Below are 26,809 nucleotides of genomic sequence, written 5' to 3' on the forward strand. Positions count from 1 at the left end.
GAGGGGGAAGCGTATGCAAACGATCAGCAAGCGTATAATTCTCATGTTACTTACAACGATGTTATGTGTATCAGGTTCCATGGTTACATATGCACAAACTAATAGTAATGCGCTACATAATGCTCAGCAGCAGCTAGAGCAAAAACAAAAAATCGTAGAGCAAAAACAACAAGAACAACAAGCGGTTAATAAAGATATAGAAAATATTCAAACAGAATTAGATTCTCTTTACAATGAGATTACAAAGAACAAAGAAGAAATGGCAAAAACACAGGAAAAAATAGATGCAACGAACCAACTCATTGAAAAGAAAAAAGAAGAGATTGTGGTACTAGAGGACAAAATGCTGGCTCGCAAAGATATTATGAAAAAACGTGCCGTGGCCATGCAACAAGATAGTAATGTTAATCTAGTAATTAACTTATTCTTCGAATCTAATAGTATATCTGAATTTATCCAGCGTGCTAGTGCGGCATCGACTTTAATAGATGCGGATAAAGACATTTTAATAGCACAGAAAGAAGATTTAAACCAGGTCGAAAGTGATAAGGCCGAAATTGACCGTCAAGAGACAATATTAGAAGAGGGTCGGAAAGCGCTTGCAAGTCAGCAGGCTAATCTTGATCAAAACATGCAAAAAAGACAACAAGCGTTAACCGTTATGCAAGAAAAATATACGCAAATTTCTCAACAAGTGGCGCTTGCCGAGCAAGAAAAAGCAGGCATTGAAACACAAATGAAGGATCTGCAAGCAAGCATTATTAGGGAGCAAGCTGAGGCAAAAGCTCGTGCAGCTGCTGCTGTCAAAGCGACACCCGTTTCTACAACTGCATCTGCACCTGCACCACAAGCTAAAAGTGCTGCAGCCGTAAATGGTACTGAAATGTATGTTACAGCTACTGCTTATACTCCATATGATTCAGGATCTATCACAAAATTGGGTTATAATATTGGAGCCAATCCGAATATGAAATTGATTGCGGTTGACCCATCTGTTATTCCATTAGGCAGTAAAGTTTGGGTTGAAGGTTATGGCGTGGCAATTGCTGGCGATACAGGTGGTGCCATTAAGGGCCACAAAATCGACGTGTTATTACCAACAAAGGCAGCCGCGTTATCATGGGGCAGAAAAACCGTAAAAGTGGTTATTATGCAATAAGAATAAGATTAAGAATAGGAGACCTAACATGGGAAGTGTTAGGTCTTTTTTTATTGCTAAAAGAGAGAAATTACGTCTACACTAGATTTAACGACACGATAATACCAAGTGTTTACCCTTTTTTAAGAAATATAATATAAAATTATTCTTTTTCCATAAAAAAGTTGATAATAGTAGAAACGGTGCCTGACACCTATAATAGATTTAGATTTAAATTTCCTCTATGATTGAAGTTCCCTCAGTGGCTTCAGCGTCAAGCCATTGCCACTTTTCGTATAGTCTGATGCGGCCATCTGGTAATAGGTTAGGAGTAGAAATACATTTTCCGCCCCTTATTTCATTGTTGTTATTAATGTGGTTATATCTAAACTCTAAACTACTATCCTCTTTTACTAATCCAATAAGTGTTCCTTGGATAATCTGTCCTCCACTATAGCTGGCTGTAATGATATTTCCCTTTTGTTTATATTCAAAAATAGTTTTTGAAGAGACCTCACCGTTAGCTGTATTTTCAATTGAAACAAATTTTCGACCCTCATAATTTATCATTTTTCTTACTCCCTTTTCCTGCGGTTTTTCTAATTATACCTTTTTCATGTCGTAAGTGTTTTAACGGGTTCTTTAAAAGTGAAATTTAGGTAAGTGAAATTTCCTGCCAAATGTCTTGAAAGGAAAAGGGGGAATGGATAGATTTAACTTGTAGGCACTTACTATTTACAAGATCGGTCTAACGGAGGTTTTTATGGATATTAAGTTAGATGATTTAACAGGTTCGGAAGTGAGGGCGTTGATAAGGGAGCATCTCCAAGGGATGAGCTTGAATTCGCCGCCGGAAAGTATTCATGCCCTAAATCTCGATCAATTGCACAGACCAGAGATTACCTTTTGGAGCGCCTGGGAAGGTAAGGAATTGGCAGGATGCGGGGCACTGAAAGAACTTGATGGCCAACATGGAGAAATCAAATCGATGCGAACGGCCTCGGCCCATCTACGAAAAGGTGTGGCCAAACAGATGCTTCAACATATCATCGAAGAGGCCAAACGCCGCGGTTATCAAAGGTTAAGTTTGGAAACGGGATCGATGGCTGCATTCGAACCCGCAAGGAGCTTATATGCCAGTTTCGGGTTCCGCGATGGTAAGCCGTTTGCCGACTATAGCGAGGACCCCAACAGCGTATTTATGACAATGGAATTATGAGTTTGCTTTTTATTGAAAGGTCATTTTACGAAAAAAGAAACGCACATCGCCTACCTGTGCGTTCTTTTTGTATAGCTCATTTTAAAAAAATTGCTGTTTTTATTCATTCGCTGATAAAATGGTAAAATCGTGGATAAATGGATTAGATTCGCTGATAAAATTTAAGATTCGCTGATAAATCGATGAAATTCGCTGATATGGTGAATTTTACACTTAAAATGAGTGAGCAATCCTAGGTATTTCCGCCGGTTAGCGCTTTTTCTTTTTGGAAGGATCGACAGCAACGAATTTATTTTTATTTACAGGTTCTAATACAACTTGAACATGCACATTTTTTTCATCCATATTCTTTACAGTGGTGACTTTCGCCTTACGACCTTTGATTTTTAAATCTTCCCCTTCAGCAGGAATACGTCTAAGCAGCTGAGTTAATAGCAGATTTTTATTTTCAAAAAAATGAACAGCAAACATGTTGATCCCACCTATTTCATATGGAATGAATTTCAGATTCTTCCTATAAAATATTGGATTTACGAGAGATTTAGACCACATAATGAATATAAAAATAAGAATGTTACATAAATTAAGTCCATGTTACACCTATAAGGAAATGTTTCATCCTCCGCCAAGCCGGGTAGGTATAGTAGTGTAGTGACTACTCGTCCAAAGGAGGAATTTCAATGTATGAACATGAAAAGCACCTAGTAGGAGTTTACGATACTGAACATGAGGCAATCAAAGCGGTTGAAGATCTAAAACGTCAAGGCTATGCGCCCGAGGAAATTTCAGTAATTGGAAAAAACAATGACGAAGTAAACACAATTAATGATGCTACTGGTACAAAAACGGAAGAAGACCTTGTGGCCGGGGCAGCAACAGGCGGTGCACTTGGCGGAATTTTAGGCTTGTTGGCAGGCGTCGGTGCCCTTGCGATTCCAGGCATTGGGCCGCTCGTTGCGGCAGGACCAATTGCCGCAACCCTCGGCGGTGCAGCAGTTGGTGCAGGCGTCGGCGGCTTGGCAGGCGCTTTAATTGGAATGGGCTTTCCAGAGGAGGAAGCGGATCGTTATGAAGGCTATGTCAAGGAGGGTAAAATCCTTGTGCTAGTGGATCGCCGCGAAAACCGTGTAGGACAGAGTCCTTTTGATGCTAGTGCCAACGACAACTTGACAGGTGGACCGATGACATCCAATCATCCAACCGATTCGGCACTCACTTCAGACAATCCGAATGACCCGCGCTTAAGATATTAATAAAAATGAAAAGGGTGCCGTCCCAAACAGGGGCAGGCGCCCTTTTTGTGTTTTGCTAAAGTCGCGCTGCTCAGGCTTTATACATAATCGCAACTGGTAGTGGGTGGTCAGTTCTTTTTATTTTGACTATAAAATAGTAAATAATTGATTACTATATATTAAATACAAACTTGTGTTTTTAAGAAAATAGTATAAAATAAATGACTATATTAGGAGCTGATCCATACTATGTCGCAAATTAGTAAAGAATATATCGAGTTAATCCCGAATGTATTTAAGAGTTTTCAACGATTAAATCAAAAATCTAGTCATTTAACACATTTACAGAACCAAATCTTAGAATTCGTCTATATGAATCATTATCCCCTAACGATCAAACAAATAAGTGAAGGCTTAAATGTACCAAAGCAGCAAATGACAGACCTGCTTAAGCGTTTATTTGAGCAAGGGTATATTACAAAAAGTCAAAATAAGAAGGATAAGCGCTCGATTGTCATTGAGTTAACAGAAATAGGGAAAGCTTCACAACAAGAAAAATGGGCAAAAATTTATCAGAACTTTGTCAATGACCTAGCAAAGTTAGATCGTGAGGAGCAACAAGATCTTCAGTATGCGTTGCATAAGGTGAATTACTTGCTTAGAAAAATGGAGGAAAAATAACATGCCATTAAATTTGCAATCTGTTCAAGGCACCATGTTAATACCTCTTTGGGGACGCGCTCAGGCAAGTGAACAGAATCCAGAAATTTTGTACGATAAGGAAGCAATCGAGATTATCGCAGGTTGTGATTTTAATTTTTCTGAAATAGCTAAGACCTTTGGAGAATATGGCGGCATCAGTTATATCGTCCGGGCACGAAAAATGGATAATACCATTCGAGCTTTCTTAGAAAAACATCCTCGGGCCACGATTGTAAATATCGGTGCTGGACTGGATACTACCTTTTCACGAGTGGATAATGGCACACTTAACTGGTACAATCTTGATTTACCAGATGCGATTGCTTTCCGCAAAACACTGATCGCTGAGTCTCCGAGGAACATCAGTATTGCCAAATCCTTTTTTGATGTTTCATGGTTTGATGATGTGATATTTAATGAGGAAGACGGCATACTTTTTGTCGCTGCGGGAGTATTCTACTATTTTAAGGAAAATCAACTCAAGGGAATCATTCAGGAAATGGCGCTTCGCTTTCCAGGTGGTGAGTTGTACTTCGATGCAGAATCAAAAATGGCGTTAAAGACTTCAAATCGGACAGTTGAAAAATCGGGGAACAAGGGCGCAAAAATGTTTTTCTATGTTAACAATCCAAAAGTACTAGAAGACTGGTCATCAAAAATCAAGGTCCTATCGTGCGAACCCTACTTCAAAGGTATACCGGCAAGCAAGAAGTGGGAAAGTGGAACGCGTGTAATGGTGAGGCTTGTAGATTTATTAAGGATGTTGAAATTTGTTCATTTGCGGTTTAACAATGTATACACTCAGTAACGCTATTAAATAAAGTTTTGAAAGATGTACCTCAAAAGGAAGCAGCCTAAAATTAGGCTGTTTCTTTTTTTGGGGGTGGTAAGTGGATGGTGGATCGGGTCTAGGTTCCAGATAAATCCAATTATTGTTGAAAGGATGTGTAAATTTGTTGTTAAAAATAGGAGGAAGTTTACAAAAAAAGAATTTTTGTGGAGGGAATTGACGGTGAAAATGGTTATGAAATAAAATAGATTAATATTGTCATATACTAGAAAAAGAAATAGGGTGGGAACTTGAACGAATTAAAGTTGCGGTCGATTTTAAAGCAGGTAAAAAGCGAGAATCCACAAAAAAGATATGAGGCTCTTGATCAGCTTTTTCAATATAAGCTTGAGGAAGGGCTCGAATTGCGCATAGATGTTCTGAAGGATATCATCAAAACGGCTGCCTCCGCCTTTCCGGAGCGTGTCGATCAGTGGGACAACCCATCCTATTATCTTATCGATTTTGTCTGTGACTTTCCGATGCAAGAAGTGGTGGACGGTCTCCTACAGCATTTCGACGGACTTGACCTGCAGGCAAAAGAGCGCGCGATTGAATTTTTGCTTGGAACAGAGGACGAAGGTATTTTTTATGTGCTCGAGGAAAAAATCGTCCAGTTGATCGAGACAGAGGATTTCCTTATTCCCATCAAGGAGCTTGCTGCCTATCCGATGCTAATCAAGGGGATTCTTGATAAAACGCTGGACAAGCTCCATACCAGCCATTATAAATTCATGTTGTATGATTTATTATTATCGTTGAACGCCTCCGGTTTTGAAAAAGGCTATAAAAAAGAGGTCATTCTCCCGTCCTTGCTCGAGGATTATCAGGTGAAGAAACAGGAATACCTCAAATTCGATCCTGATTTTTCAAGTAAATATGTGTACACCGCTTGGAAAAATAGCTATTTTGCCGTTCGGTCACAAATGCGATTATATATTAGTTTAATGGAATTTTATTATTCCGCTGAGATCGGTGCGGAGCTGGAGCAGGCGATGAGGTTCCGCGATCCTTTTCTGAAAACCCAAGCACTTGTAGTATCCCTGGCAAAAAATCTCCCTTATAGCCAAACCACCTTACTAGAAGCTGCCCAGCATATTGAAACAGCGGAAATGGTTTATTGGGAATTAAGGGAACAGAATCTTGAGCATTTGTATCCTATCCTTGAAGGAAAGCAGCCCCACTTGGCAAAAACCAGACTTTTTTCGACCATTATCAACCTGCCGGAGGAAGAAGAAGGAGTCATTCGCTTTCCGGAGGAGATCCACGTCATCGATCAAGTCGAAACGGAAAACACCTATGGCCAGCCTGTGCGCTATTATTTGCTAAGCTTTTTAGAGAACGGTACACGGTATGCCGGCTGGGCAGGCGGCTTTGCGCTCGAGGATGGCGATGATACGGCGGAACTATGGGACGGCAGCTACACGGATTTTGTCGAATGGGAAGCAGTCAGCATTTCAGAGCACAAGGCCGCTTTTTTTAAAAAAAGGGAACAGGAACAGCAAGAACATGAAACGAGTGTTTATTTTGAAAGCTCACCACGGCTTAGTCGAGGTGCTTGGTTCTTCCTTGGGCTTGCCATAGTTCACTGGATAAAAACGGTTGCAACAGGGTTTAAAGAAGATTCCATACCATTCTTGGTGATGATTACAGTCATTGGGGGCGCAATGTGCCTGTACGAGCTGACAAGAAACAAGAGGCAGAAAATTCAAGTCGTCGGCCAAAAGCTTGTCAAGAAAGATGGAACCAAGCTAAACACGATTGGAATGGATGAAATCAAAAAGGTAGAATACAACAAAAAGCACGTTCTCGTCTACAACAAGAAAAACGAACTTGCGTTTACATTCCCGCTTCGCTGGGTGCGCTATGAATTGTTTTACGTTCACATGAAGGAGCATACGGACCATCTTAAAGATCGCCCGTTTATCCAATCATAGCGTTGCCCGAGAAACGGTTCGCCATCATTGGCGAACCGTTTCTTTATTTGTCTCAAGAAGTCATTTCTTTTTTACATCTGGAAGGGATGATGAAATTAAATCAATGGGCGACGTGTTGTTTCGCTTTGTTGGGTATAGTTCAAAAGAATCGGGAATGATTTTTGTCGAGCGGTAAAGCAATTCCGAGACCGTCACACACTTATAGCCGTTCTTGTCTAAAAAGTCTAAAATCGTCGCTAATGCCTTAACGGTCGAACATTTTTGAGAAAATTCACTCCCATGCCAATCATGAAAAAGAATAATATTCCCTGGCTTTACGCCTTTAATGACATAGTTACAAATTTGACTTGCGGGAGGGTCGGTCCAATCACGAGGATCTTGATTCCATGACCATAATACAACTTCTTTTCCGTTTTTTCTGGCTGTATTGATAATCCGGTCATTATAAACACCCCCAACAGGACGGTAGAGAGCTGGGATCTTACCAGTATACTTCTGAATGATTTTATCGGTTTCTTGTAATTCTGTTGTTAGTTTTGCTGAAGTTAGTTGATTAGCATAAATATGGTGGTAAGTATGATTAGCAATTTCGTGCCCTTCTTTTATTTCTCTTTTTAAAACAGCCGGGAATCGGATCACTTTATACCCAGCCACAAAAAAGGTCGCCTTCGCATCATATTTCGCTAATAGGTCAAGGATTTGAGGAGTGAAATAGGGATGGGGACCATCGTCAAATGTAAGGGCAACTACCTTTTCCTTCGTGTTTATATCCCAGAAAACATGTCCCGTTTTTTCATAGGTCTCACGACTTTGAGTCGATGCCGCTGCCTCGATTTGAAAGGAAAACACCATTCCTAACAGGACACTAATCAACAATAATGGCTTCATCCGAAACACTCCTCATTCATAATGGCTTTAGTTTATGACAGAGGGATGAAAAATATTTAAAACCAAGCGGGAGAAATGGATGGGCAGGTCTTAGGTCCAGAGAAAAGTAGAAACAGCGGATGACTCTTACATAATGAATTCGACTCTTTGGGGAAATGACTGTTTAAGGAAAAGGATGTGGGGTACGTAAATATGGAAGAGATGATGAAAGGAGGAAATCAATTATGTCTCATGAACAACATCAAGCCGTCCTTGAGACCCTGCATGAATGTATGATGGATTGTAATCACTGTTATGACGCTTGTTTGAAAGAAGAGAATATTAAAATGATGGCTGATTGTATTCGGTTGGATCGAGAGTGCGCCGATATTTGTGCATTTTTAGCCCAATCCATTAGCAGAGGAACTCCGTTTGTTTCCGAATTAGCGGAGGTATGTGCGAAGATTTGTGAAACTTGTGGAAATGAGTGTAAAAAACATCAACATGACCATTGCCAAAAATGTGCCGATACTTGCTTCAAATGTGCAGAAACATGCCGGAAGTTAATCGCATAGGCTTATATGTATTTCATTAAAAGAGCTTGTTTCCGGTAAAAGGAACAAGCTCTTTTAATGGAAAAGCAATCAAGACGAAAAGTGATCAAGGATGAGGGAGACCAGCAAACCTAAGGCAGCCATTAATCCCGTCACGGGTCCGCTATCTTCATAGGCTTCAGGCAACATGGTTGAGGCCACCATCGCAATAATGCCGCCCCCTGCAAACGCGGCGATTCCGGCCATCAGGTAGTCCGGGGCGTTTGACAGGAAAAAGAATCCACCCCATGAACTTAATGCCGAAATAAATAGAACCGTAAACCATAAAAAGAAGATCTTTGTTTTCCTGTAGCCACTTTTTTGTAAACCTGCGGTGCTCGAAAGTCCTTCAGGAATGTTACTCAAAAAAATGGCGACAACCAACAGCCAGCTGACGGACGCCCTTTCTAACAGACTGGCCCCGACCATGATCGACTCAGGCACAGCATCCATTACCGTTCCTATAAAAATGGCAAGCCCGGCTCCTGTGGCCTGCTGTCCGGCCCTTTTTCGCTGAGACGCCCCCTTTTTGGAAATGGCATAATCAAAAAGGGTAAACAGCGCAGCGCCGAGCATAAAGCCGATGGCAGTCGCAATTAATCCGCCTTTATGGATGGAATCGGCGAGCAGTTCGTAGGAAGCGGCGCCTATTAAAACGCCGGTACCAAACGCCATAATATCGCCTATTATTTTTTTCTTAATAGGTAAAAATAAGGCGCCAAGGGCACCCAGGAACACCGCCGACCCCGAGATCGCTCCCCACATTGCAGCAATCCACATGTGATCTCCTCCTCCTTACAACCTAGCCATTTCTTATATTTAAACGTAATTCCTCGTTCTTAAACGTAATTTTGATGCCGATAGCATTTAGTATGTATAACCAATCCGTTTATTAGTATAGAACTTCCTCGTGTATTGCCCCATCTCATTGGGAAAACTATCTATAATTCAAAAAGGGGGTTTTTTCAATGGGTTAGTATTTTGGCAATCTATAGTATTGGCCTTTTTTGGGACATTGATTTTAAGAATAGGCGGTCGGAAATCAATCTCAGAAATGTCGATACCTCAGTTTGCTATCTTGCTTACGATTGGTGCGGTGCTCGGATCTGAAGTGTCCGGTAAGGGTCTACCCGAATCGGTATTAGCTACAGCGACGTTTGTGGGCTTTCTCGTGATATCGGAGTGGATCGCTCTGAAATGGAAACCATTTGAAACCGTGCTGCAGGGAAAATCCATGGCAGTGATTGTTAATGGCCAAATTGATCTAATCAATTTGAAAAAGCTGCGTTTAACCGTGAATGACTTGGAAAAAAGGCTGAGAATAGCAGGTATTTCAAAGGTTGAGGATGTAAAAATAGGGACAATCGAAGTGAACGGTCAATTGGGATATGAACTAATGCCCCACGCCCGGCCGGTTACGATGGGTGACTTGGAGAAATTTATGAGAGGGAATATGAATACAGCTTCTAGTACAAAGGAGGATATATTTACAGAAGTAGTTAATGAGCACCAGCGGAATGTACCTAAACAGCTTCACTAAGGAGAGCCATCAGGGTTTATGAAACGGTTAGATGTTTCTCTTATATTCAAAGTGTTATTTAAATCAAAAAATGGAATTTATGTTAAAATAGTCCTGTATGGATTCTTTGTTAGAGGAGGCCTAAATGTGATACTTTTAACGAAAAATAAATGGCTTTGGTTCAGTGTTTTGCTCTCGTTGGTGATTACCTCCAATTTCTTGATTTACCGTTTAGACAGTCTAGGACCTCTACCCATCGGAATGGCCCTAGGCACCTTATTCGATTTTCTCATTACCATTCCACTACTCGTATACTTTTTTGTCATCCGAAAGAGGTTCTCCTTAAAGTATATATCCCTTGTCATGGTGGCGGGATACGGTGTTTCATTGCTGATTATTCCGCATGGCCTACTATCTGCTTATTCCTTTGTAAAATATATTTTGTTTGCCGGCGAGGCATTGTTTTTCCTAGTCGAGCTTTTCGTTGTGTTTCAACTGTTGCTAAAAATTCCGGCCATCATCAAAAGCTACCGGGCAAGCAACACCGACATTCCTACCTTTAAGTATCGAATGAAGGGTGCTTGGGATCAGCATATACAGCCATCCCGTTTAGGCGAGATTCTTTTCTCTGACCTGACTACGTTTTATTACGGCTTATTTTCTTGGCGGAAAAAGCCATTGTCGATAGTGCGAAATGATGAGGTCGCGTTTACCTATCATAAAAAAACCGGTGCCATTGCTCTCTACGTGATGTTGATCCACGCGCTTGTTTTAGAGTCGGTTGGGTTTCACTTCCTTCTTCATTCGTGGAATGCGATTATGGCGATCATCGCTTTAGTATTTAATGTTTATGCTCTATTAATCTTTCTAGCTGAAATACAAGCAATCCGGCATTGTCCGTTTATGATTACAGATTGCCATGTCTACATGCAGGTCGGTATCATGAAGCAGCTAATCGTTCCACTTGAAGACATTAAATGTGTTCACTATAATCCTGAAAAATTAACCAAAGCAGAGGAAAAAAATATCTTCAATGCAGTCGTGGCCGACTTTATGAAAGAAAAACCCACCATCGAAATCGAATTCCATCATCCAATCGAGGCCAAATACCTATACGGAATTAAGAAAAAAGTCACCAAAGCCCACCTCCGCCCAGACATCCCTCAAAAATTCTACAACACCCTAACCGCAAAAATAGAAAGGGTGTCAAGCACCGTGGACATAATAAAAGATCCTACGGCTAAATAGGATCAAATACTTTTCTTCATTCCGCAGGTGCGGCATTCGCGAATGAAGACAAAATTTTTAACTGAACTATGAAATAGGGCATTTCCACAATTATCACAACGTCCACTAATTTTATCTGGGTACTCTTTGTAATCATAAATAATGCTTGTATCGAACCCCTTTAGTTCTTTTTCAGCTTCGGTCAATGTTATTCACCTCGATGACTTTATTTTAACAGAAAAACGGGATTATCGGACCACAGGTTCGGTCAATTCATTAGTAAAAAACTCGCCTATTTCTGGAACTGTTTATCAAAATTAACCAACAGTCCCAAAATGTAGCGAGTCTTTATTTTACAATTGGAAGGAAAATTCACAAACCTTGGACAAAATCACCCCAGGTAAACCAAATCCTTCAGTTCATCGGTCGAAAGCTCGGTAATCCAGTTTTCGCTGGTGATGATTTGGTCGTTGAGAAATTGTTTCTTCTCAAGCATGGCGTCGATTTTCTCTTCCAAAGTACCTGTACAAATGAGCTTATGCACGTGGACAAACCTTGATTGCCCAATCCGGTAAGCGCGGTCTGTCGCCTGGTTCTCAACGGCCGGATTCCACCAGCGGTCGTAGTGAATAACGTGATTCGCCGCTGTCAGGTTCAAGCCTGTACCGCCTGCCTTCAGCGATAGCAAGAACACAGGGAACTCCTGATTCTGGAACCGCTCGATCATGCTGTCACGCTGCGTTTTCGGTACACTTCCGTTCAAGAACGGTACCTCGATGCCAAATTTCTTCTTCAATGTCGCGCGAATCATTTCACCCATTTCGATATATTGGGTAAAAATCAAACAACTTTCACCCTGATCTAAAACCGCATCCACAAGTTCGACCAGTTTCTCCATCTTATTCGAACGGTCAAGCAGCTCGCGCCCTGCTGATTTTTCTTTTAAATATAGGGCAGGGTGGTTGCAGAGCTGCTTCAAGCGGCTGAGCATTTGTAAAATTAGCCCCTTCCGCTCAAAGCCAGACAGCTTTTCAATCTCAGCAAACGTGTCATGAATGAGCTGTTCATACAATGACGCTTGCTCAGTGGTCAATGGGATATACTCTTTTTGTTCCAGTTTATCGGGAAGATTGAGAGCAACCTCCTCATCCTTTTTCGTACGGCGCAGCAGGAAGGGTCGGATCAATGATTGGAGCTGTTGGACTTTTTCCTTCTTATCATCCTTCTCAATCGGAATGACGAACTTTTTCTGAAATTGTCCCAGGCTGCCAAGATAGCCGTGATTGGTAAAATCGAAAATCGACCACAGCTCGGAAAGGCGATTTTCCATCGGCGTTCCTGTCAGGGCTATGTGGTGACGGCCGCGCAGTCTCCGCACCGCCTTCGATTGCTTTGTAGCCGCGTTCTTAATATTTTGGGCCTCATCAATGGCAATCGAACTCCAAAGCTGGGACTCGAACTCTTCAGAATCTAAGTGACTCAATCCATATGATGTCAGCACCACATCGGAAGCTTGAGCCATATCGGAGAAGGCATCTTCCTTCAAGCGGTTCGATCCATAGTGCAAATACACCTTCATCTCCGGTGCAAACCGCTCCAACTCCTTCTGCCAATTCCCCAGCACAGACGTCGGACAAATAATCAGCGCCGCCTTCGTCGGAACCTTCTCCTTCGAAACGGATGCCGTATCTACGGTTTTCCTACTCTTGGTAGTAGCAACGGTGTCATCACCGGTGTCAGGCACCATTTCTACGGTTTCCTTGATGTTAGTAGTGTCAACGGTGTCAGGCACCATTTCTACGGTTTTCCTGCTCTTAGTAGTAGCAACGGTGTCAGGCACCACCTCTTCATCTTTTACCTTTAATAGGTAGGAGATGAGTTGGACGGTTTTGCCGAGGCCCATGTCATCGGCGAGGACGGCGCCAAAGCCGTATTGGCGCAAGAACCAGAGCCAGCTCATGCCGAGCTGCTGGTATTGGCGGAGTTCGCCTCTTAGCCCGTCTGGAACAGGCTCCATCGGAATATCGTGCACCTCTGCTAGCTGCTTGACCATCTGTTTCCATTGCCGGTTTAATTCAATTTGAATCTTCGCAAACGCCTTTGGATTTTCCAACTCGTCCTCGGTTGCCGTGGATTCCACGAGCTCTTGTTCAAGTAAATCCCGTACATGAAGACCCTCTTTTTCAGCTCGTTTCATCAAATCTTGAATTTGTCGAATAAACTGCGGGTCGAGCTTCACCCAGCGCCCGCGAATATAAACGAGCCGCCGTTTTTCCTCAACAAGCTGGCCAAACTCCTCTTCAGACAAATCCACGCCATTCATTGAAAAACGCCAGTTGAAATCGAGCATGGCCTGCAGTCCCACGAACGACGGACGGTGGCTCGAAGTTCCTTTCAGTGATGCCTTTACCTTCAGGTTGGCATTTTTCATCGCCTGCCACCAAGAAGGGAGGAGAATCTCGACATCCAAGGCCACCAACGTCTCGCTAGCCTCGGTTAAAAACATCCAGGCTTCTTCCTCGGTAAGATGGGTTTTGATGTAGCCATCCTCCTCGAGCCATGGAATCAAGAGGGCCCAGCGGCTCCGCTCTCGATCGACTTTATCTAAATAAGGCTGCCATTTTGCCGGAATTTTCTTGGTTCCTTCGATATCAACAATTTCATCGATATTTTTCTTACCGCGCAAAAAGACGTCGAGCGTCCAGGCACCTTCGCCATCGATTGGCTCATCTAAACGGATCCCGATTGTAAACGGCGTGTCGCTTTCCTTAATTCCGACCCACTCAAGCCAGCTTTCCTCATCAAAATAACGGGCTAATTCTCCGCCCGAAATATTTTGTTTTCGCAACAATTCAAGCTTCGGCCCGAACAACTCCTTCATCGCTGCGTTTCTTGTTAAATAGGCATCAAGGGCGCTATTAAATAAAACGGAAATGTATTCTTTAGTTGTGCCGACTTGGGAGGAGTCCGCCTCACCAGGTTCTGACTCCGGATGCAGTTCGACTTTTTGTTCCCAAAAAGAAGGATCAAATTCATCTTTCACTCGTTCTGGAAGCTTCCAGCGGAAATCGCCATGCTCCCACACCGAAAAGTCTGGTAACCAGTCTTTCTCTAAAATCCCCTCATAAAGCGAAAAAGCTGCTGCTAAACAAATCTCTGACTGCTCATTCCAGTCCCATTCAATAAAGCGATTGAACGACTCCTTGGCAAAAAGAGAAACGAGCTGCCAGCCGCTGACGGCCACGCCTTCCACTCCATTGACGGTCTCCGTTTCCAAAAGCGTGCCAAAAAAGCTTTCTTCATGGTTGCTAAAAACGAGGTTTTTCCACCTAAATGGATTCATATACGAACCACGTTCATCCTGAGCCGTCAGAAGAAAGCGGCCATCCCCTAATTTAGTTGTCATTAACTTCAAAAACCTAGTCTTCAGCATCGTGCCACGTGCTCCTTTAACAGGGGGATTAGGATATTTTAGTGGTAAAATCGAATGATTTTTTCTAAATAATGTCTATTTACACAAAACTACCTTAAAAAGGCACAAAACCCTTAAAAAAAGGCACAAAACTACCTTAAAAAGGCACAAAATCCCCCAAAAAATATACAAAACCAACTTAAATTTATACAAAACCCCATATGAACGAATAAGAAAATTACCGAGTTTAGATATCGATCAACTTACTCCGCCGGCATTCCTCGTGAAAGGCACGCAGTCGTTTGGTGCGCTCCATTAGCGTTTCCAAGAAGTATTCCCAGTCATCGACGCGCTTCAGCTTTTTATACAGCGTCCGCAGTTTCTTCAAATGCCGGACCGCGAGGCGATAACTGGACCGGTTTTTCTGGTCGATTTCACGCTGTGCGGTCTGGTGCAGCATCCCAAGCAGCACCTCTGGCCGCTCTTTCTCAATCACCTTCAACCGCTCCTTCGGCAAATCATAGAAATCCAAGCCGACAAACGCCTGGAGTTCGCCCCAACGGTCGTACTGCTTGCGCTCAAACAACAAATATTCGTAATCTCCGAAACTATACGGGAGCATCATAAGCAGCGAGCGCTCATACAAATCAACCCGGTCATTCTCCGCACAATACGGCGCAATCACCTTCAAGGCATTCCGAGTAAAGGTCACACAGCTATGATAACCACCCAACACCTCTAAATAAGCCTTTACTTTATGCAAAAATAACTCAATCATCGGCCCGACACGCTTCCACGCCTTCAAGCCAGACAAATAATCAATCCAATACACCAGATAGGGCACAATTTCTTCATCAGTAAACTGTCCAATAAACTTTAACGCTTTTTCATCGTCCCCAACCAGCAGATTGAGATGAGCACCGGCTATCATCAACGGTAACGGACTCTCCCAATCCTGCAGCCCCTTTAGAGCCGCCTGAATCTTCACCAACTCGGCCTCACGCCAAGCTTTCTTTTTGAAAAATTGGACCCACAACAGCCGATACAAAATGGTCCGCTCAAATTCCAACCTGCTCGCACATGTCAGCAACTCAAAGGCATCATCCTTCAACTTTTCAATAAACTCATCAAATGCAAACGGCAGCGATTGCACACCAATCTTGACGGCCAAATCCTCCGCATCATCCAGCAAATTCTGGAACAAATGCAAATAGACGCGCCTTACTGTGTCCTCATCATGCCCGAGCTGCTCACTGAGCACGGCCAGCTTCCGAAAGGACACCACGATCCCGACCAGTTCATAAAGCAGGCGCCATTCCTGCTCAACAGGCGCACTCGCATGAATGCGGCGCTCATAAATCCCGAATAACTCCGGAATCACATACGCACTGGTGAACTTTTTCGAACCGAGCAGTGTATCAAAGCTCACCTCAAACGAATGGACCCAGCGGCTGTAGTCTGGCTGCATCACTCCGTTCGCCTTGATCAAATCTCTTGCCGTCTGCAAGCCCCAGCCGGAAACCGCATTAGACTCCCGAATCGGCTCGCGCCACTCCGCCACCCAGTCGGCGACACTGCCAACCTTTGCGTAAGCCGCGAAAAAAGTTGCCATCTGATGGCGGCAAAAGCCTTCAGCAGGACACGAACAGCTGCTCATGGTCAGAAACTTTAACTCCAGTTTCACATAACAGGGTGTCACGTCCTGAACCGTAGATGTGACTTTTTCATTCCAAATTTGCAATTGCTTCACGAGCCCTTGCCGGTAAAGCATTAACCCTTTTTGAACCAGCTTCGCATCCTCCGTAGTAGTCGGCTGCAGCATCTCTCGCACCTGTTCCGCGAAGAGTTCAATCCGTTCAGCAGCAGGCGTTGACTCCATGGCCGCGCCCCCCTTTTTTTGAAAAATAAAATGCACTTTATGAAAAAAACTCTTTGGTTTTTAAACTAGTCGCTCATAAAAAAATCCATATTCCATTATTATACCCAAAAAATCGCATTTAGAGGAGGGGGCGGCTTGGAAAGAAGAAGTTTTTGATTAGAAAACAACGATTCGCAAATGATTCGCAAATAGTAGGTAAAAATCTCATCTTATAATTACAGTAAATAAGACGTCAAAATAATGAAAAAAGCACACGTGATTTTATTCTCAACGTGTGTCTTTTGTTTTAATAAGAATTTTCGTTTGATTGTTCCTCAGTTTGTTCATTATTGAACCCGAATTGCTGGTTTATTTCTTTTACTAGCTCATCTAAAAATTCATCGGAAAATAGGGGATTATTTTTTTTGAACATAATAGCCCTCCTTTGTGTCTAGGATTAGTATCTCTGTTTTCCAAAACCTTAAACTCTTTACATAAAAATCATTTACTTTTAAAAGATACAGGAGTAATATAATCACAGTTTCGATGTTCTAAACCGCTGAAACCAATAGGTACGGGGGAACCATTTTAATCTATGGGGTGAATCCTTTTAAAAGGTAGGGCTACTCAAGGTCCGAATCCGACAGCTAACCTCGTAAGCGTTATATGAGAAGGATGGTGAAACTGGTGACGCAAGAAAATTGATGTGTCTACAGGTCTATTTCCTTTGACTTGTAGGCATTTTTTTATTTTTCCCCTGTGAAATCTTTGTTAATGGGGGAATATATAGTTTATTAACATGACAGGACGGTGAGGAAGACATGTTTTCATCCATTAAAAAATTTCTAATTGGGCGGCCTTTAAAATCATATGAATTAGGCGAGCAAAAAATTAACAAAACGAAGGCATTAGCCATCCTTTCCTCTGACGCCCTCTCATCGGTGGCCTATGGTCCGGAACAAATCCTGATCGTATTGTTTACCATCGGAGCAGCCGCATTTTGGTATTCGATTCCGATCGCGGTGGGTGTACTAATTCTGTTAACGGCGCTCATTTTATCCTATCGGCAAATTATTTTTGCCTATCCGCATGGAGGGGGAGCCTATGTTGTTTCGAAAAATAATCTGGGTGTGAATCCAGGCTTAGTTGCCGGCGGCTCTTTATTGGTTGACTACATTCTTACGGTGGCGGTAAGTGTTTCTGCCGGTACCGATGCGATTACATCAGCTTTTCCCAATTTACATAGCTATAATGTCGAAATTACAATATTGTTTGTTATTTTTATTACCTTGTTAAATTTACGGGGGGTAACGGAGTCCGCTTCGATACTAGCTTATCCCGTCTACTTATTCGTTTTAGCCTTGTTCATATTAATTGGGGTGGGAGTCTACCACATTGTAACTGGCGGAGTTGCGCCAGAATTACATACCCCAATTGGGACGCCTGTGGCGGGAATCAGTTTGTTTATTCTTTTACGGGCGTTTGCCTCAGGAAGTTCAGCCTTAACAGGTGTTGAGGCCATCTCGAATGCGATTCCGAACTTCAAAGATCCAGCACCGAACAATGCGGCTAAAACGTTAATGATGATGGGCCTCTTGCTTGCCGTCCTGTTATCGGGAATTGTGACGTTAGCCTATTTTTACGGCGTTACTCCAAAAGCAGAGGTCACGGTGGTTTCGCAAATTGCCGAGGAAGTGTTCGGACGTAACTTTATGTATTTCTTTATTCAAGGAACGACCGCGTTAATTTTAATCCTGGCTGCGAATACTGGTTATTCGGCCTTCCCGTTGCTGGCGGTTAATCTTGCTAAAGATAAGTTTATTCCAAGGATGTTCTTAATAAGAGGAGACCGACTAGGCTATTCAAATGGAATTATCATTCTTGGCGTGGCATCGATCATTTTAATCCTTACATTTCACGCGCAAACCGAGCACCTGATTCCACTTTACGCCGTCGGGGTGTTTGTACCATTTACATTGTCGCAATCAGGCATGATGGTGAAGTGGATCCGTGAAAAGCCGGCAGGCTGGGTTCCAAAATTTATTATTAATACGATCGGTGCACTGATTAGTTTGACGGTAACCTTAATATTCTTTTTAACAAAATTTGCTCAAGTTTGGCCAATTTTAGTATTTCTACCGCTCATCATCTTACTGTTTCACCGCATTAGAAGGCATTATGAAGCGGTAGGGGAACAGCTGAGGGTTATCAATAATCAGGAGCCTTTTCCGATTGAAGGGAATGTAATAATTGTCCCAGTTGCTGGGATAACGAATGTGGTAAAGAACTCACTAAATTATGCTAAATCCCTTTCGCCAGATCAAATTATTGCCGTTTACGTAGCGTTTGAACGAGAGGACGAGCAAAAGTTCGAGGAAAAATGGAAGAAATGGCAGCCAGATGTGCGACTCGTGACGCTGCACTCGCATTACAGAAGTATTATTAATCCATTAACTAAATTTATTGATACGGTTGAACATAAAGCTAGTGAGTCTGATTATCGAGTAACTGTCGTGATCCCGCAATTTATTACGAAGCATAGCTGGGAGAATATTCTTCATAATCAATCGAGTTTACTGATTCGATCTTACTTGCTTTATCGAAGAAACGTAATTGTCACCACGGTGCCTTATCATTTTACGAAATAAAAGGGCTTATAGGTGTCATTAGCTACTACCGGATCTTAGTTTTGGCCAAGAAGGTCGCTTATAAAGTTCATAAACGCCCGGAGGCCAGGGGTATAGGTCCGAGGGGTCGATTAAAAAGCCGATAAACGCCCGGAGTCCAAGGGGATAGGTCCGAACGGTCGTTTATAAAGCTCATAAACGCCCGGAGTCCAAGGGGATAGTTCCAAAGGGTCGATTAAAAAGCCGATAAACGCCCGGAGTCCAGGGGGATAGGTTCGAACGGTCGATTATAAAGCCGATAAACGCCCGAAGGCTAGGGGAAAGGGTTCGAACGGTCGTTTATAAAGCTCATAAACGCCCGGAGGCCAGTGGGATTTGTCCGAACAGTCGTTTATAAAACTCAAAATGCCCGGAGCCCTGAAATTTAGTCAGGGCTTTGCTCCATCGTACTCATTGTCTTCCTTTTTATTGGATTGCCACTTAACTAGCTTAATAGCTATCACCTACTTTACTGGCACTAAACCATTAGCTGAGTTATCATAAACTTAACTATCATATTATTAAAGTAAGAGGGAGAAGTTATGGGGAAAATAAGGGCTTGGGCGAAGCTTCTAAAACGACAGATATTTGTTCTTTACTTTGCTTACAAAGATGAACGAGTACCTTGGTATGCTAAATTATTTACGGCCTGTGTTGTAGCGTATGCATTCAGTCCGATTGACCTAATCCCTGATTTTATTCCGATTCTTGGTTACTTAGATGACATTATTATTGTTCCATTGGGAATTATGCTGGCATTAAAAATGATACCGAAGAATGTCATTTCGGATTGTGAAGTGAAGGCAGAAGAGTTGATGAAAAAGGGTAAGCCCAAGAATTGGATCGTGGGTTTCCTCATTATTGCCCTGTGGAGTGCAGTGATCCTGTGGGTAATTGTAAAAATATATGGATTATTGAAATAAAGTAAAGGTGTTGCTGCGGCAACGCCTTTTTCTGTTAGGTACGAATGTGGCAATTGTCGGATAAGCAGCTGCAATTAACGGAAAAGTCGGTCCAACTGTCGGATAAGGGAGTGTGATTGTCGAGGAGCACCGGCAATTGTCGGAAAAGAGGCGGCAATTAACGGATAAGGCAGCGCAATTGTCGGATAAAGTTGTTAAAATGGTGCTTTGGTTAATGGTCGCTGGGATCATAACAACTTTATTTATTATAGTAGCTATTTTGTCGATAGAATCGCAGTTGATGAGGCTTAATAAATCCAATGAAAAGATAGTGGAATTGCTAAAAGAGATAAAAAATACAGACCAATTCAACAACGAATAACAATATAGTCCCTGTAAAGAATAAGGAGTAAACATACAGAAGAGGTGAATCTCGATGATGAGGCGCTGCTTAATCTTTTTAGGGTCCTGTTTAATTGCCTTTACTCCTTTAAATGCTGTTCAAGCAGCAAACGTTGATGAAGGTATCTATGTGACCACGGAGGATATTATTTTCGATATTATTTTTCCTATTGTAGATAAGGCCGTTCAAAAAGAATATCGTGACGATAACATTGGATGGCAATGGACAAGAATAACAAATATGCATTATAACCAATCATTCATATGATTTAACCGTTAGGATTAAAGTAGATGCCCCGCTTAATGGCAGCGTACAATATGTGGATGACCTGATCCATTTAAAAGTATTTCCGTCCTGCAACAGTATAAAGTTGAACTGTAAAGGTGATTTTAGAGTCGTAATGGAAGATTACAGCCATTTATCCCCATTAGAACAATAAGTTATCATAAAAGCACCATTAGCAGAAAAAACTCAGGGTTCGTTATACTCTGAGCCTTTTTTATTTTGTGATAGCATTTTACAGGTGTTTATCATTAACTCATCAATAACTTTTAACAAATAAATGACTAGTAAGAGAATGAACATATGTTAATATTTAGTAAAACTGATCTTGCCATTTGTATCGCCCAAGCAATTTTTTAAGCATACGGCCGAAGGAGTGGGTTTCCATTAGTAGTTTTTTTGAATTTATTTTTGAGGTAATTGTTGATCTTGTAGGCGAAGTCATTGAACATCTCATTCCTAATTCAAAGTCAAAATTTGAAAAAAACATTATCAGATTAAAAGAAGAAGATTGGTTTGCCACCATGGAGAAGGATGTTAGATACGGCTATATTATTTATCAAAACATAAGAGTGAAGCGCTTCTTAAGCAGCGAAAAGAATGTCAAAATGATTCTTAGTATGGACGACGAAAGAGAGCAATTCATCCGTTTAGTAAAAGAAGAGCATGCCAAATTTACAGGGATTCATTAATTATAACTATATAATAACTAATTTCATTAAAGAAAAGTTTTTTCATGCATTAACCATGGCGTTTCTATTATAAGCAGGAATGCTTTCTTATTAACAGACCGGTTTAGTTCCCTTAGAAGTCGCTTTTTTTTCGAGTGATTTCATCAAGAGCGAAAAAGAGGATCGAGCAAATAATCGCTGGGATAAAAAAGTCTGGGGCAATTAAATAGGTCACAAAGCCAAATCCAATATGAATGACTGCAGAAATCCAAAAACGAATATTAAAAAACTTCAATGAGATCAATTCAGCAATGAGTGATACAGGTAAGCCATAAATGAAATTCCCAATTAAACTATAAGAAAGCACAATTAGCATAAAAAGAAAGAACTCTCCATTTAAATAGAATGATTGTCCCTCAATCATAGCGAATAGAAAAATTCCAAATGTAAAGGTCAACGATGAATAGACAGCTACTTTCATTTTTCTATATTTATCTTTAAAAAGAACCCTTCTAATAATAGGAAATAGAAACCCTATCGTAATAATAACAAGTAAAGTTTTAATGATTATAGGTGTAGTGGAAACAAATAGTATGATTAAAAAGAGAACCATAGAGAAAACAAGAATATAAGAATTTCCTTTTATCATGAGAGCCCTCGACTTTTTTAGATATATTTTACAATAAGAGGAAGTTAAACGGAATTAGATAGTAGAAAGAATCCTGAATATAGATTAGGAGTATTCACGACTCATAAATAGATAAAAAAGGTACCCAAAAGGTACCAAAGGAGATTTTGTATCTTAGAACACGATTTTAGTTTATGCAAATGTCCAGTAATTGTTAAAAAAAAACCCCCGATAAAGGGGGTTAAACGAAGCTAGAATCCAAATGGACCAGTCGGACAACAAGGATTAACCGGCACACCGCACATCGTATGTGTTTCACAGCATTCATTTACACATGATTCTGTGTGCGGGAAATAGTGTTGATGATTAATATGATGTTTGTTGACTGTCGTTGTGTGGGAAGGATGTAGATGTGTAACGACCTTATTAAATAAATTAGTTTTTACATATTCCTGACCCGGTGAAACGAGTGGTGGATCATACTGAGCTGGAAACACTTGAGGTGGACAGTATTGCGGACATGGCGGTGGTGGCAGGCATGGTGCGGGCATTGCTGGCATTGGAGCAAACTGACTTGGCATTAAATTTGGCTGCACGTTTGGCATTACATTAGGCATTGCATTTGGCATCATATTTGGCATTGCATTTGACATCATATTGGGTGGAAACCCACCAAAACCACTTTGTCTTTTCATCATTAAAATGACCTCCATTGGAATTTGTCATGTTACATCATTAGTCTATGTAACTCTTAATGGTACGGACTAGTATAGATACCTATTTTTACAATTAAAAGAGGATAAATCACCCGAAGAACACTGATAATAATGATTCATAAAAATAGGAGGATGTTAACATGGAAACGTTAAATGAAAATGAAAAAACTTGTAACAGCGGCCACATATATTATAAAAGCAGCGATTGTCCGACCTGTCCGATCTGTGAGCAAGAACGCAAACCAAAAAATGGGTTTCTTGCCTTGCTGTCAGCACCAGCGAGACGAGCACTCGAAAACAATGGAATTACTACTTTACAGAAGTTATCGACCTATAGTGAAAAAGAGATTTTGAAATTTCACGGGATGGGACCAGCCTCTTTACCGAAACTAAGGGCAACTTTGGAGGAAAAAGGATTATCTTTTAAACAGTAAATTTAGTTAGGCCTTGAAGTAGATGCTCTGATTCAATTAGCGACCGTGTCTATTTACTGATTTCCAAACAACAGATTTAGTTTATAATACAGCTATAAGAATTTAGTAAGGGGATTAATATGGAACTAATTACTGGTAAGGTAATCATGATAGCACTATTTTTATTGATCATTACAATGATTGAGACATTAGCCTATTCAACAAGGATTTCAGGGGCAAGGGTAAAATTAATTGCCACTGCGTTATCTTTGTTTAGTACATTGGTGATTGTTTCGAGGTTTTCCACCATGATTCAACAACCTCTGACAGCAAAACTTATTGCCGAAGCCCCGCATTTACACAAATTACACTACATAGAGGAACAATATAGAATTTTAATTGGGGTCACATCTTTTGGTGTGTTGTTGGGAATACTTCTGTTTCCGACATTCATCAATATCTTCTCACGAGCCATTGTGCAACTTTCCAATCAACGTGGTTCCATTATTGCCCTATTTATGAATCAATTTAATCAAAATGGGATTAAAAAGGTCGTTAGGTGTTTTAGACTTCCACGACTTACGTACCTAAAAGGAATTACACTAAAAACTATTCCAAAACGTCTCTTTGTGATTAATGTAATCATTTCTGCTGTATTTACCATTGGAGTGTTATCTTCCATATATGCATCTATGTTAGTTCCTAAAGACTATGCGCAGGCGGCATTAATGTCATCAGGGATCATAAATGGTATAGCCACGATTTTATTAACCTTGTTCATTGATCCCAAAGCCTCCGTGTTAGCGGATCGAGTGATGAAAAAACAAAGTGATTATATTTTTTTAAAAAGTTATTCTTTGACAATGATTAGTTCTAAATTTTTGGGTACAATTGTGGCTCAACTTTTGTTTATCCCTGCAGCCTATTATGTAGCCTGGTTTGCTAAATGGATTTAATCCGTTTTTTTTAACTAATGAGGGAGCTTCTTTAATAAGCGGGAATTTTTTCATTTGTAGGAACCGAGCAGAAAGTTAAAAAAGGTTTAATTATTTGTGCTGTAGAATAAGTTCTAGAAAGGGAAAAATAGGGGGTTATTATGAATAAAAATCTAATTTCATTTTCCATTATCTTTTTGGGACTTTGTATTGCTTTAGCTTCTTGGTTTATAGCACAATCGTTAAAATCCTCTGAGAATAAAGAAGAAATAGTAAAACAGGATGACACATTCAGATATGAGTTAATCTCACCAAATGATTCCAACATCATTTTATTTGATAAGCAAAGTGGGGACTATTGGCGAAAGTTTATTGAACCAGCTGAGGGACCTACAGATTGGGAAAAACAACAATCACCTGTCACTTCAGGAACTAATTAACGTACATCAATCTTAACTAAATCGTCCAGAATTATAGAACAGAGCTGTCAGTTGGCAGCTTTTTATTGTGTCAGTTTTGATGAATTTGGCTTGATAGAATAATGAAAATTCTGCCAACGATGATAACTTTCAAGTATAATAGGGAATAATCACTAAATCATTGGATTCTTTTGGAAGGTAACGAAGATGAGTATAATAAAGGATTTTTTACTGCAAACAACGCTTATCGTAATACCCATATTTATTTACTTTACCTTTATTACGGAGAGGGTAAAGAGTAATAAATGTAAAAACGTAATAATGTCCATTTTGTGGGGATTATCCATATTAATTTTAATGTCCTTTCCAGTGAGTTTTGGTCAAAATTCACGGGTAGAGTTAAGAATTATTCCGCTATTATTTGGGAGCTTATACGGAGGAATTTGGCCAGGTATCTTCCTTTCAGCACTTATCATCCTTTATCGACTTTATTTTGGAATCAGTATCGGTTTTTATAATACAATTCTTGTCTTATTAGTCTCATTGCCAGTTATATTGTTTTTTCAAAAGTCGTTTATACGTTCGAAAAAAGATAAACGGGTTAAAATTGCGGTTGGTCTTTCTTTTTACTACTGTTTAATTGGCCTGACTTTTTCCGGTATTCTAAGAGGTTTCTCGATAGAGAATCTTAAAGTACAGATTATTCATCTTTTCTTTGTAGTGGTAGTTACGTGGTTCTTTATTATGTTGCATGAAACGCTCAGAGAGATTCACCAGCTCCGGGCGGATATGCAAAACTCGGAGAAATTGCGAGTTATAAGTGAATTAACAAGTGTTTTTGCACATGAAATTAGGAATCCGATGCAAGTGACACGAGGTTTTCTGCAGCTTCTAAACGAGCCTGACTTGCCTAAGAACAAGAAGGAATATATCCAAACTTCGATTGAAGAATTAGATCGGGCCAATGAAATTATTAATGATTTTTTATCGATTGGTAAACCCTCATTAAATAGCAACGAAAGAACCGACGCAGGTTATCAGGTACAGCGTGTAGTCAATATCATGCAAGGTTACGCCCTAAACCATAGTGTTGAGATGAAAACGGATTTTGTTGATAACTGTTGGATTTATGCTAATCCGCAAAAATTAAATCAGTCTTTGATTAATATTTTGAAAAATGCGATAGAGTCTATGCCGAATGGTGGATTGGTTTGGATTACTTGTTTTCCAACAGATGATGGATCTATAAAGATTACCATTAAAGATCAAGGAATTGGGATGACAAAAAAGCAAATGGATAGGCTTGGCTCTCCGTTTTATTCCTTAAAGGAAAGTGGGACAGGACTAGGAATGATGGTAAGCTATCAAATTATCCGTTCTTTCAAAGGGAAAATACAAGTAATCAGTGAAAGGGAAAGGGGGACAGAATTTATAATTCTTCTCCCCCAGATAACCACCAGAATAAAATAAATATATATGTTAAAATGTGGTAAAGGGGGCGGTTGGATGAAAGAAGAAAATAAGCCTTTTAATGATGTAATAGACCACCTTAACAAAATAGAAGGAAATGCTGCAAATGTTGTGAGCAAGGATGCTGTAAAAAAATTGCCTAAACCATTAAAATATTTTGGGTATTTTATGGCTGGCTTCTTTTTAATATCCCTATTGTTAACAATTATATTAAATTTATTAAACTAACTGAAACGTGATTATTAAAACTGCGTAAAGAATATTTAAGATAAAATAAGGGCTTAATTTAACGATACTTTATATAAAACGGATGCATAAGCTAGAAGTGCCATCAGCCATACCGCGTTACCTTTTACTTCCTCAGCGCTTTTTATGCGTTCGGTGCATGAAAGCCAAGTAAAAAGGCCCTAAAACAGGGCCTTTTTATTTGAAGAAATTTGGTTGGATGCTTTTAATTAATAAAAGCAAGTTGCTCCAATGATAATTAATAAAATAAACAAGACAACGATTAAGGCAAAACCTCCGCCATAACCAAAGCCGCCGCCGTAACCGTAGCCACCGCAGCCACAGCCGCCGAATCCTCCATATCCGAACATATATATCCCCTCCGTTTAAAGATTATTTGTTAATTAATAAAATCCTCCGTATCCTCCGCCGCAAAAAGATGCTCCTATAATAATAAGAAGGATAAACAATACAACTATTAATGCGAATCCTCCGCCAGCTCCTACACCATCCATTTAATAACCTCCTTTAAATCGATTCAATACA

30 protein-coding genes, 2 pseudogenes and 1 riboswitch are annotated in these 26,809 nt (G+C 40.7%); of the genes and pseudogenes, 19 read left to right on the plus strand and 13 right to left on the minus strand.

Going from position 1 to position 26,809, the window contains the following annotated elements; all coding sequences use genetic code 11:
• The first annotated feature begins 13 nt into the window (after window positions 1–13).
• Window positions 14–1,159, plus strand: coding sequence for a 3D domain-containing protein (locus AC3ANL_RS01250; RefSeq protein WP_488327480.1), 1,146 nt, complete (start codon window positions 14–16; stop codon window positions 1,157–1,159).
• A gap of 210 nt (window positions 1,160–1,369) precedes the next feature.
• On the opposite strand, the gene AC3ANL_RS01255 is transcribed toward AC3ANL_RS01250, so the two are convergent.
• Window positions 1,370–1,708, minus strand: coding sequence for an avidin-fold protein (locus tag AC3ANL_RS01255; protein ID WP_488327481.1), 339 nt, complete (start codon window positions 1,706–1,708; stop codon window positions 1,370–1,372).
• Window positions 1,709–1,901: 193 nt separating this feature from the next.
• Here AC3ANL_RS01255 and AC3ANL_RS01260 point away from each other — a divergent pair, with 193 nt between their 5' ends.
• Window positions 1,902–2,357, plus strand: coding sequence for a GNAT family N-acetyltransferase (locus AC3ANL_RS01260; protein ID WP_488327482.1), 456 nt, complete (start codon window positions 1,902–1,904; stop codon window positions 2,355–2,357).
• A 249-nt stretch (window positions 2,358–2,606) separates the two neighbouring features.
• Here AC3ANL_RS01260 and AC3ANL_RS01265 read toward each other — a convergent pair whose 3' ends face one another.
• Entirely contained in the window at window positions 2,607–2,828 is a 222-nt protein-coding gene (locus AC3ANL_RS01265) for a hypothetical protein (RefSeq protein ID WP_488327483.1), read from the minus strand.
• Between the two features lie 209 nt (window positions 2,829–3,037).
• On the opposite strand from AC3ANL_RS01265, the gene AC3ANL_RS01270 reads away from it, so the two are divergent.
• From AC3ANL_RS01270 to AC3ANL_RS01285, 4 genes are all read left to right on the plus strand, one after another.
• Entirely contained in the window at window positions 3,038–3,610 is a 573-nt protein-coding gene (locus AC3ANL_RS01270) for a general stress protein (RefSeq protein ID WP_488327484.1), read from the plus strand.
• 228 nt (window positions 3,611–3,838) lie between these two features.
• Entirely contained in the window at window positions 3,839–4,270 is a 432-nt protein-coding gene (locus AC3ANL_RS01275; protein ID WP_488327485.1) for a MarR family winged helix-turn-helix transcriptional regulator, read from the plus strand.
• 1 nt (window position 4,271) lies between these two features.
• The gene (locus AC3ANL_RS01280; protein WP_488327486.1) at window positions 4,272–5,099 is read left to right on the plus strand and encodes a class I SAM-dependent methyltransferase; all 828 of its coding nucleotides are present in this window, start codon (window positions 4,272–4,274) and stop codon (window positions 5,097–5,099) included.
• A gap of 272 nt (window positions 5,100–5,371) precedes the next feature.
• The gene (locus tag AC3ANL_RS01285) at window positions 5,372–7,057 is read left to right on the plus strand and encodes a hypothetical protein (RefSeq protein ID WP_488327487.1); all 1,686 of its coding nucleotides are present in this window, start codon (window positions 5,372–5,374) and stop codon (window positions 7,055–7,057) included.
• Between the two features lie 60 nt (window positions 7,058–7,117).
• On the opposite strand, the gene AC3ANL_RS01290 is transcribed toward AC3ANL_RS01285, so the two are convergent.
• On the minus strand, window positions 7,118–7,945 hold the full coding sequence (locus AC3ANL_RS01290; protein ID WP_488327488.1) for a polysaccharide deacetylase family protein: 828 nt from the start codon (window positions 7,943–7,945) through the stop codon (window positions 7,118–7,120).
• A 224-nt stretch (window positions 7,946–8,169) separates the two neighbouring features.
• On the opposite strand from AC3ANL_RS01290, the gene AC3ANL_RS01295 reads away from it, so the two are divergent.
• The gene (locus tag AC3ANL_RS01295; protein WP_488327489.1) at window positions 8,170–8,499 is read left to right on the plus strand and encodes a four-helix bundle copper-binding protein; all 330 of its coding nucleotides are present in this window, start codon (window positions 8,170–8,172) and stop codon (window positions 8,497–8,499) included.
• Between the two features lie 69 nt (window positions 8,500–8,568).
• On the opposite strand, the gene AC3ANL_RS01300 is transcribed toward AC3ANL_RS01295, so the two are convergent.
• Complete coding sequence (locus AC3ANL_RS01300; protein WP_488327490.1) at window positions 8,569–9,297, minus strand: ZIP family metal transporter; 729 nt, start codon at window positions 9,295–9,297, stop codon at window positions 8,569–8,571.
• A 235-nt stretch (window positions 9,298–9,532) separates the two neighbouring features.
• Between AC3ANL_RS01300 and AC3ANL_RS01305 the strand changes: the two genes are divergently transcribed.
• Together AC3ANL_RS01305 and AC3ANL_RS01310 are read left to right on the plus strand one after the other, a co-directional pair.
• Window positions 9,533–10,057 (plus strand): DUF421 domain-containing protein, encoded by a 525-nt coding sequence (locus AC3ANL_RS01305; protein ID WP_488327491.1) that lies wholly within the window; start codon window positions 9,533–9,535, stop codon window positions 10,055–10,057.
• 126 nt (window positions 10,058–10,183) lie between these two features.
• Entirely contained in the window at window positions 10,184–11,284 is a 1,101-nt protein-coding gene (locus AC3ANL_RS01310; RefSeq protein WP_488327492.1) for a hypothetical protein, read from the plus strand.
• A gap of 2 nt (window positions 11,285–11,286) precedes the next feature.
• Here AC3ANL_RS01310 and AC3ANL_RS01315 read toward each other — a convergent pair whose 3' ends face one another.
• From AC3ANL_RS01315 to AC3ANL_RS01335, 5 genes and pseudogenes are all read right to left on the minus strand, one after another.
• Window positions 11,287–11,469: a DUF8096 family protein gene (locus AC3ANL_RS01315; protein ID WP_488327493.1), complete on the minus strand. Its 183-nt coding sequence runs from the start codon at window positions 11,467–11,469 to the stop codon at window positions 11,287–11,289.
• A gap of 185 nt (window positions 11,470–11,654) precedes the next feature.
• Window positions 11,655–13,253: pseudogene (locus AC3ANL_RS01320) on the minus strand (DEAD/DEAH box helicase); the annotation flags it as partial.
• A gap of 213 nt (window positions 13,254–13,466) precedes the next feature.
• Window positions 13,467–14,696, minus strand: a pseudogene (locus AC3ANL_RS01325) (SNF2 helicase-associated domain-containing protein); the annotation flags it as partial.
• Between the two features lie 226 nt (window positions 14,697–14,922).
• The gene (locus AC3ANL_RS01330; RefSeq protein WP_488327494.1) at window positions 14,923–16,554 is read right to left on the minus strand and encodes an SWIM zinc finger family protein; all 1,632 of its coding nucleotides are present in this window, start codon (window positions 16,552–16,554) and stop codon (window positions 14,923–14,925) included.
• 286 nt (window positions 16,555–16,840) lie between these two features.
• Window positions 16,841–16,966 carry a hypothetical protein gene (locus AC3ANL_RS01335; protein WP_488327495.1) on the minus strand — a complete coding sequence of 42 codons (126 nt, stop codon included), beginning with the start codon at window positions 16,964–16,966 and terminating at the stop codon, window positions 16,841–16,843.
• A 114-nt stretch (window positions 16,967–17,080) separates the two neighbouring features.
• Window positions 17,081–17,211: riboswitch (cyclic di-AMP (ydaO/yuaA leader) on the plus strand.
• Window positions 17,212–17,354: 143 nt separating this feature from the next.
• Here AC3ANL_RS01335 and AC3ANL_RS01340 point away from each other — a divergent pair.
• The 5 genes from AC3ANL_RS01340 to AC3ANL_RS01360 all read left to right on the plus strand — a co-directional run bounded on the left by AC3ANL_RS01340 (window position 17,355) and on the right by AC3ANL_RS01360 (window position 21,478).
• A complete protein-coding gene (locus AC3ANL_RS01340) occupies window positions 17,355–19,181 on the plus strand; it encodes an APC family permease (protein WP_488327496.1) in 1,827 nt (608 codons plus the stop codon).
• Between the two features lie 560 nt (window positions 19,182–19,741).
• The gene (locus AC3ANL_RS01345; protein ID WP_488327497.1) at window positions 19,742–20,122 is read left to right on the plus strand and encodes a YkvA family protein; all 381 of its coding nucleotides are present in this window, start codon (window positions 19,742–19,744) and stop codon (window positions 20,120–20,122) included.
• 136 nt (window positions 20,123–20,258) lie between these two features.
• On the plus strand, window positions 20,259–20,483 hold the full coding sequence (locus AC3ANL_RS01350; protein ID WP_488327498.1) for a hypothetical protein: 225 nt from the start codon (window positions 20,259–20,261) through the stop codon (window positions 20,481–20,483).
• 54 nt (window positions 20,484–20,537) lie between these two features.
• Window positions 20,538–20,771 carry a hypothetical protein gene (locus AC3ANL_RS01355; RefSeq protein WP_488327499.1) on the plus strand — a complete coding sequence of 78 codons (234 nt, stop codon included), beginning with the start codon at window positions 20,538–20,540 and terminating at the stop codon, window positions 20,769–20,771.
• Between the two features lie 350 nt (window positions 20,772–21,121).
• Window positions 21,122–21,478, plus strand: coding sequence for a hypothetical protein (locus AC3ANL_RS01360; RefSeq protein ID WP_488327500.1), 357 nt, complete (start codon window positions 21,122–21,124; stop codon window positions 21,476–21,478).
• A gap of 112 nt (window positions 21,479–21,590) precedes the next feature.
• Here the strand turns inward: AC3ANL_RS01360 and AC3ANL_RS01365 are convergent, their stop codons facing one another.
• Both AC3ANL_RS01365 and AC3ANL_RS01370 read right to left on the minus strand, forming a co-directional pair.
• A complete protein-coding gene (locus AC3ANL_RS01365) occupies window positions 21,591–22,106 on the minus strand; it encodes a hypothetical protein (RefSeq protein ID WP_488327501.1) in 516 nt (171 codons plus the stop codon).
• A gap of 230 nt (window positions 22,107–22,336) precedes the next feature.
• Window positions 22,337–22,783 carry a CotD family spore coat protein gene (locus AC3ANL_RS01370; RefSeq protein WP_488327502.1) on the minus strand — a complete coding sequence of 149 codons (447 nt, stop codon included), beginning with the start codon at window positions 22,781–22,783 and terminating at the stop codon, window positions 22,337–22,339.
• Between the two features lie 158 nt (window positions 22,784–22,941).
• Between AC3ANL_RS01370 and AC3ANL_RS01375 the strand changes: the two genes are divergently transcribed.
• The 5 genes from AC3ANL_RS01375 (at window position 22,942) to AC3ANL_RS01395 (ending at window position 26,266) form a co-directional block, all read left to right on the plus strand.
• Window positions 22,942–23,235: an RNA polymerase alpha subunit C-terminal domain-containing protein gene (locus AC3ANL_RS01375; RefSeq protein ID WP_488327503.1), complete on the plus strand. Its 294-nt coding sequence runs from the start codon at window positions 22,942–22,944 to the stop codon at window positions 23,233–23,235.
• Between the two features lie 119 nt (window positions 23,236–23,354).
• Window positions 23,355–24,170: a lipid II flippase Amj family protein gene (locus AC3ANL_RS01380; RefSeq protein WP_488327504.1), complete on the plus strand. Its 816-nt coding sequence runs from the start codon at window positions 23,355–23,357 to the stop codon at window positions 24,168–24,170.
• A gap of 140 nt (window positions 24,171–24,310) precedes the next feature.
• Entirely contained in the window at window positions 24,311–24,589 is a 279-nt protein-coding gene (locus AC3ANL_RS01385; protein ID WP_488327505.1) for a hypothetical protein, read from the plus strand.
• A gap of 186 nt (window positions 24,590–24,775) precedes the next feature.
• Entirely contained in the window at window positions 24,776–26,038 is a 1,263-nt protein-coding gene (locus AC3ANL_RS01390; RefSeq protein WP_488327506.1) for an ATP-binding protein, read from the plus strand.
• 36 nt (window positions 26,039–26,074) lie between these two features.
• Window positions 26,075–26,266: a hypothetical protein gene (locus tag AC3ANL_RS01395; protein ID WP_488327507.1), complete on the plus strand. Its 192-nt coding sequence runs from the start codon at window positions 26,075–26,077 to the stop codon at window positions 26,264–26,266.
• 227 nt (window positions 26,267–26,493) lie between these two features.
• Here AC3ANL_RS01395 and AC3ANL_RS01400 read toward each other — a convergent pair whose 3' ends face one another.
• The gene (locus AC3ANL_RS01400; protein ID WP_205178539.1) at window positions 26,494–26,634 is read right to left on the minus strand and encodes a YjcZ family sporulation protein; all 141 of its coding nucleotides are present in this window, start codon (window positions 26,632–26,634) and stop codon (window positions 26,494–26,496) included.
• Between the two features lie 33 nt (window positions 26,635–26,667).
• On the minus strand, window positions 26,668–26,778 hold the full coding sequence (locus tag AC3ANL_RS01405) for a YjcZ family sporulation protein (protein ID WP_488327508.1): 111 nt from the start codon (window positions 26,776–26,778) through the stop codon (window positions 26,668–26,670).
• Between the last annotated feature and the right edge of the window lie 31 nt (window positions 26,779–26,809).

Source organism: Neobacillus sp. DHD-1R (genome assembly GCF_057747995.1).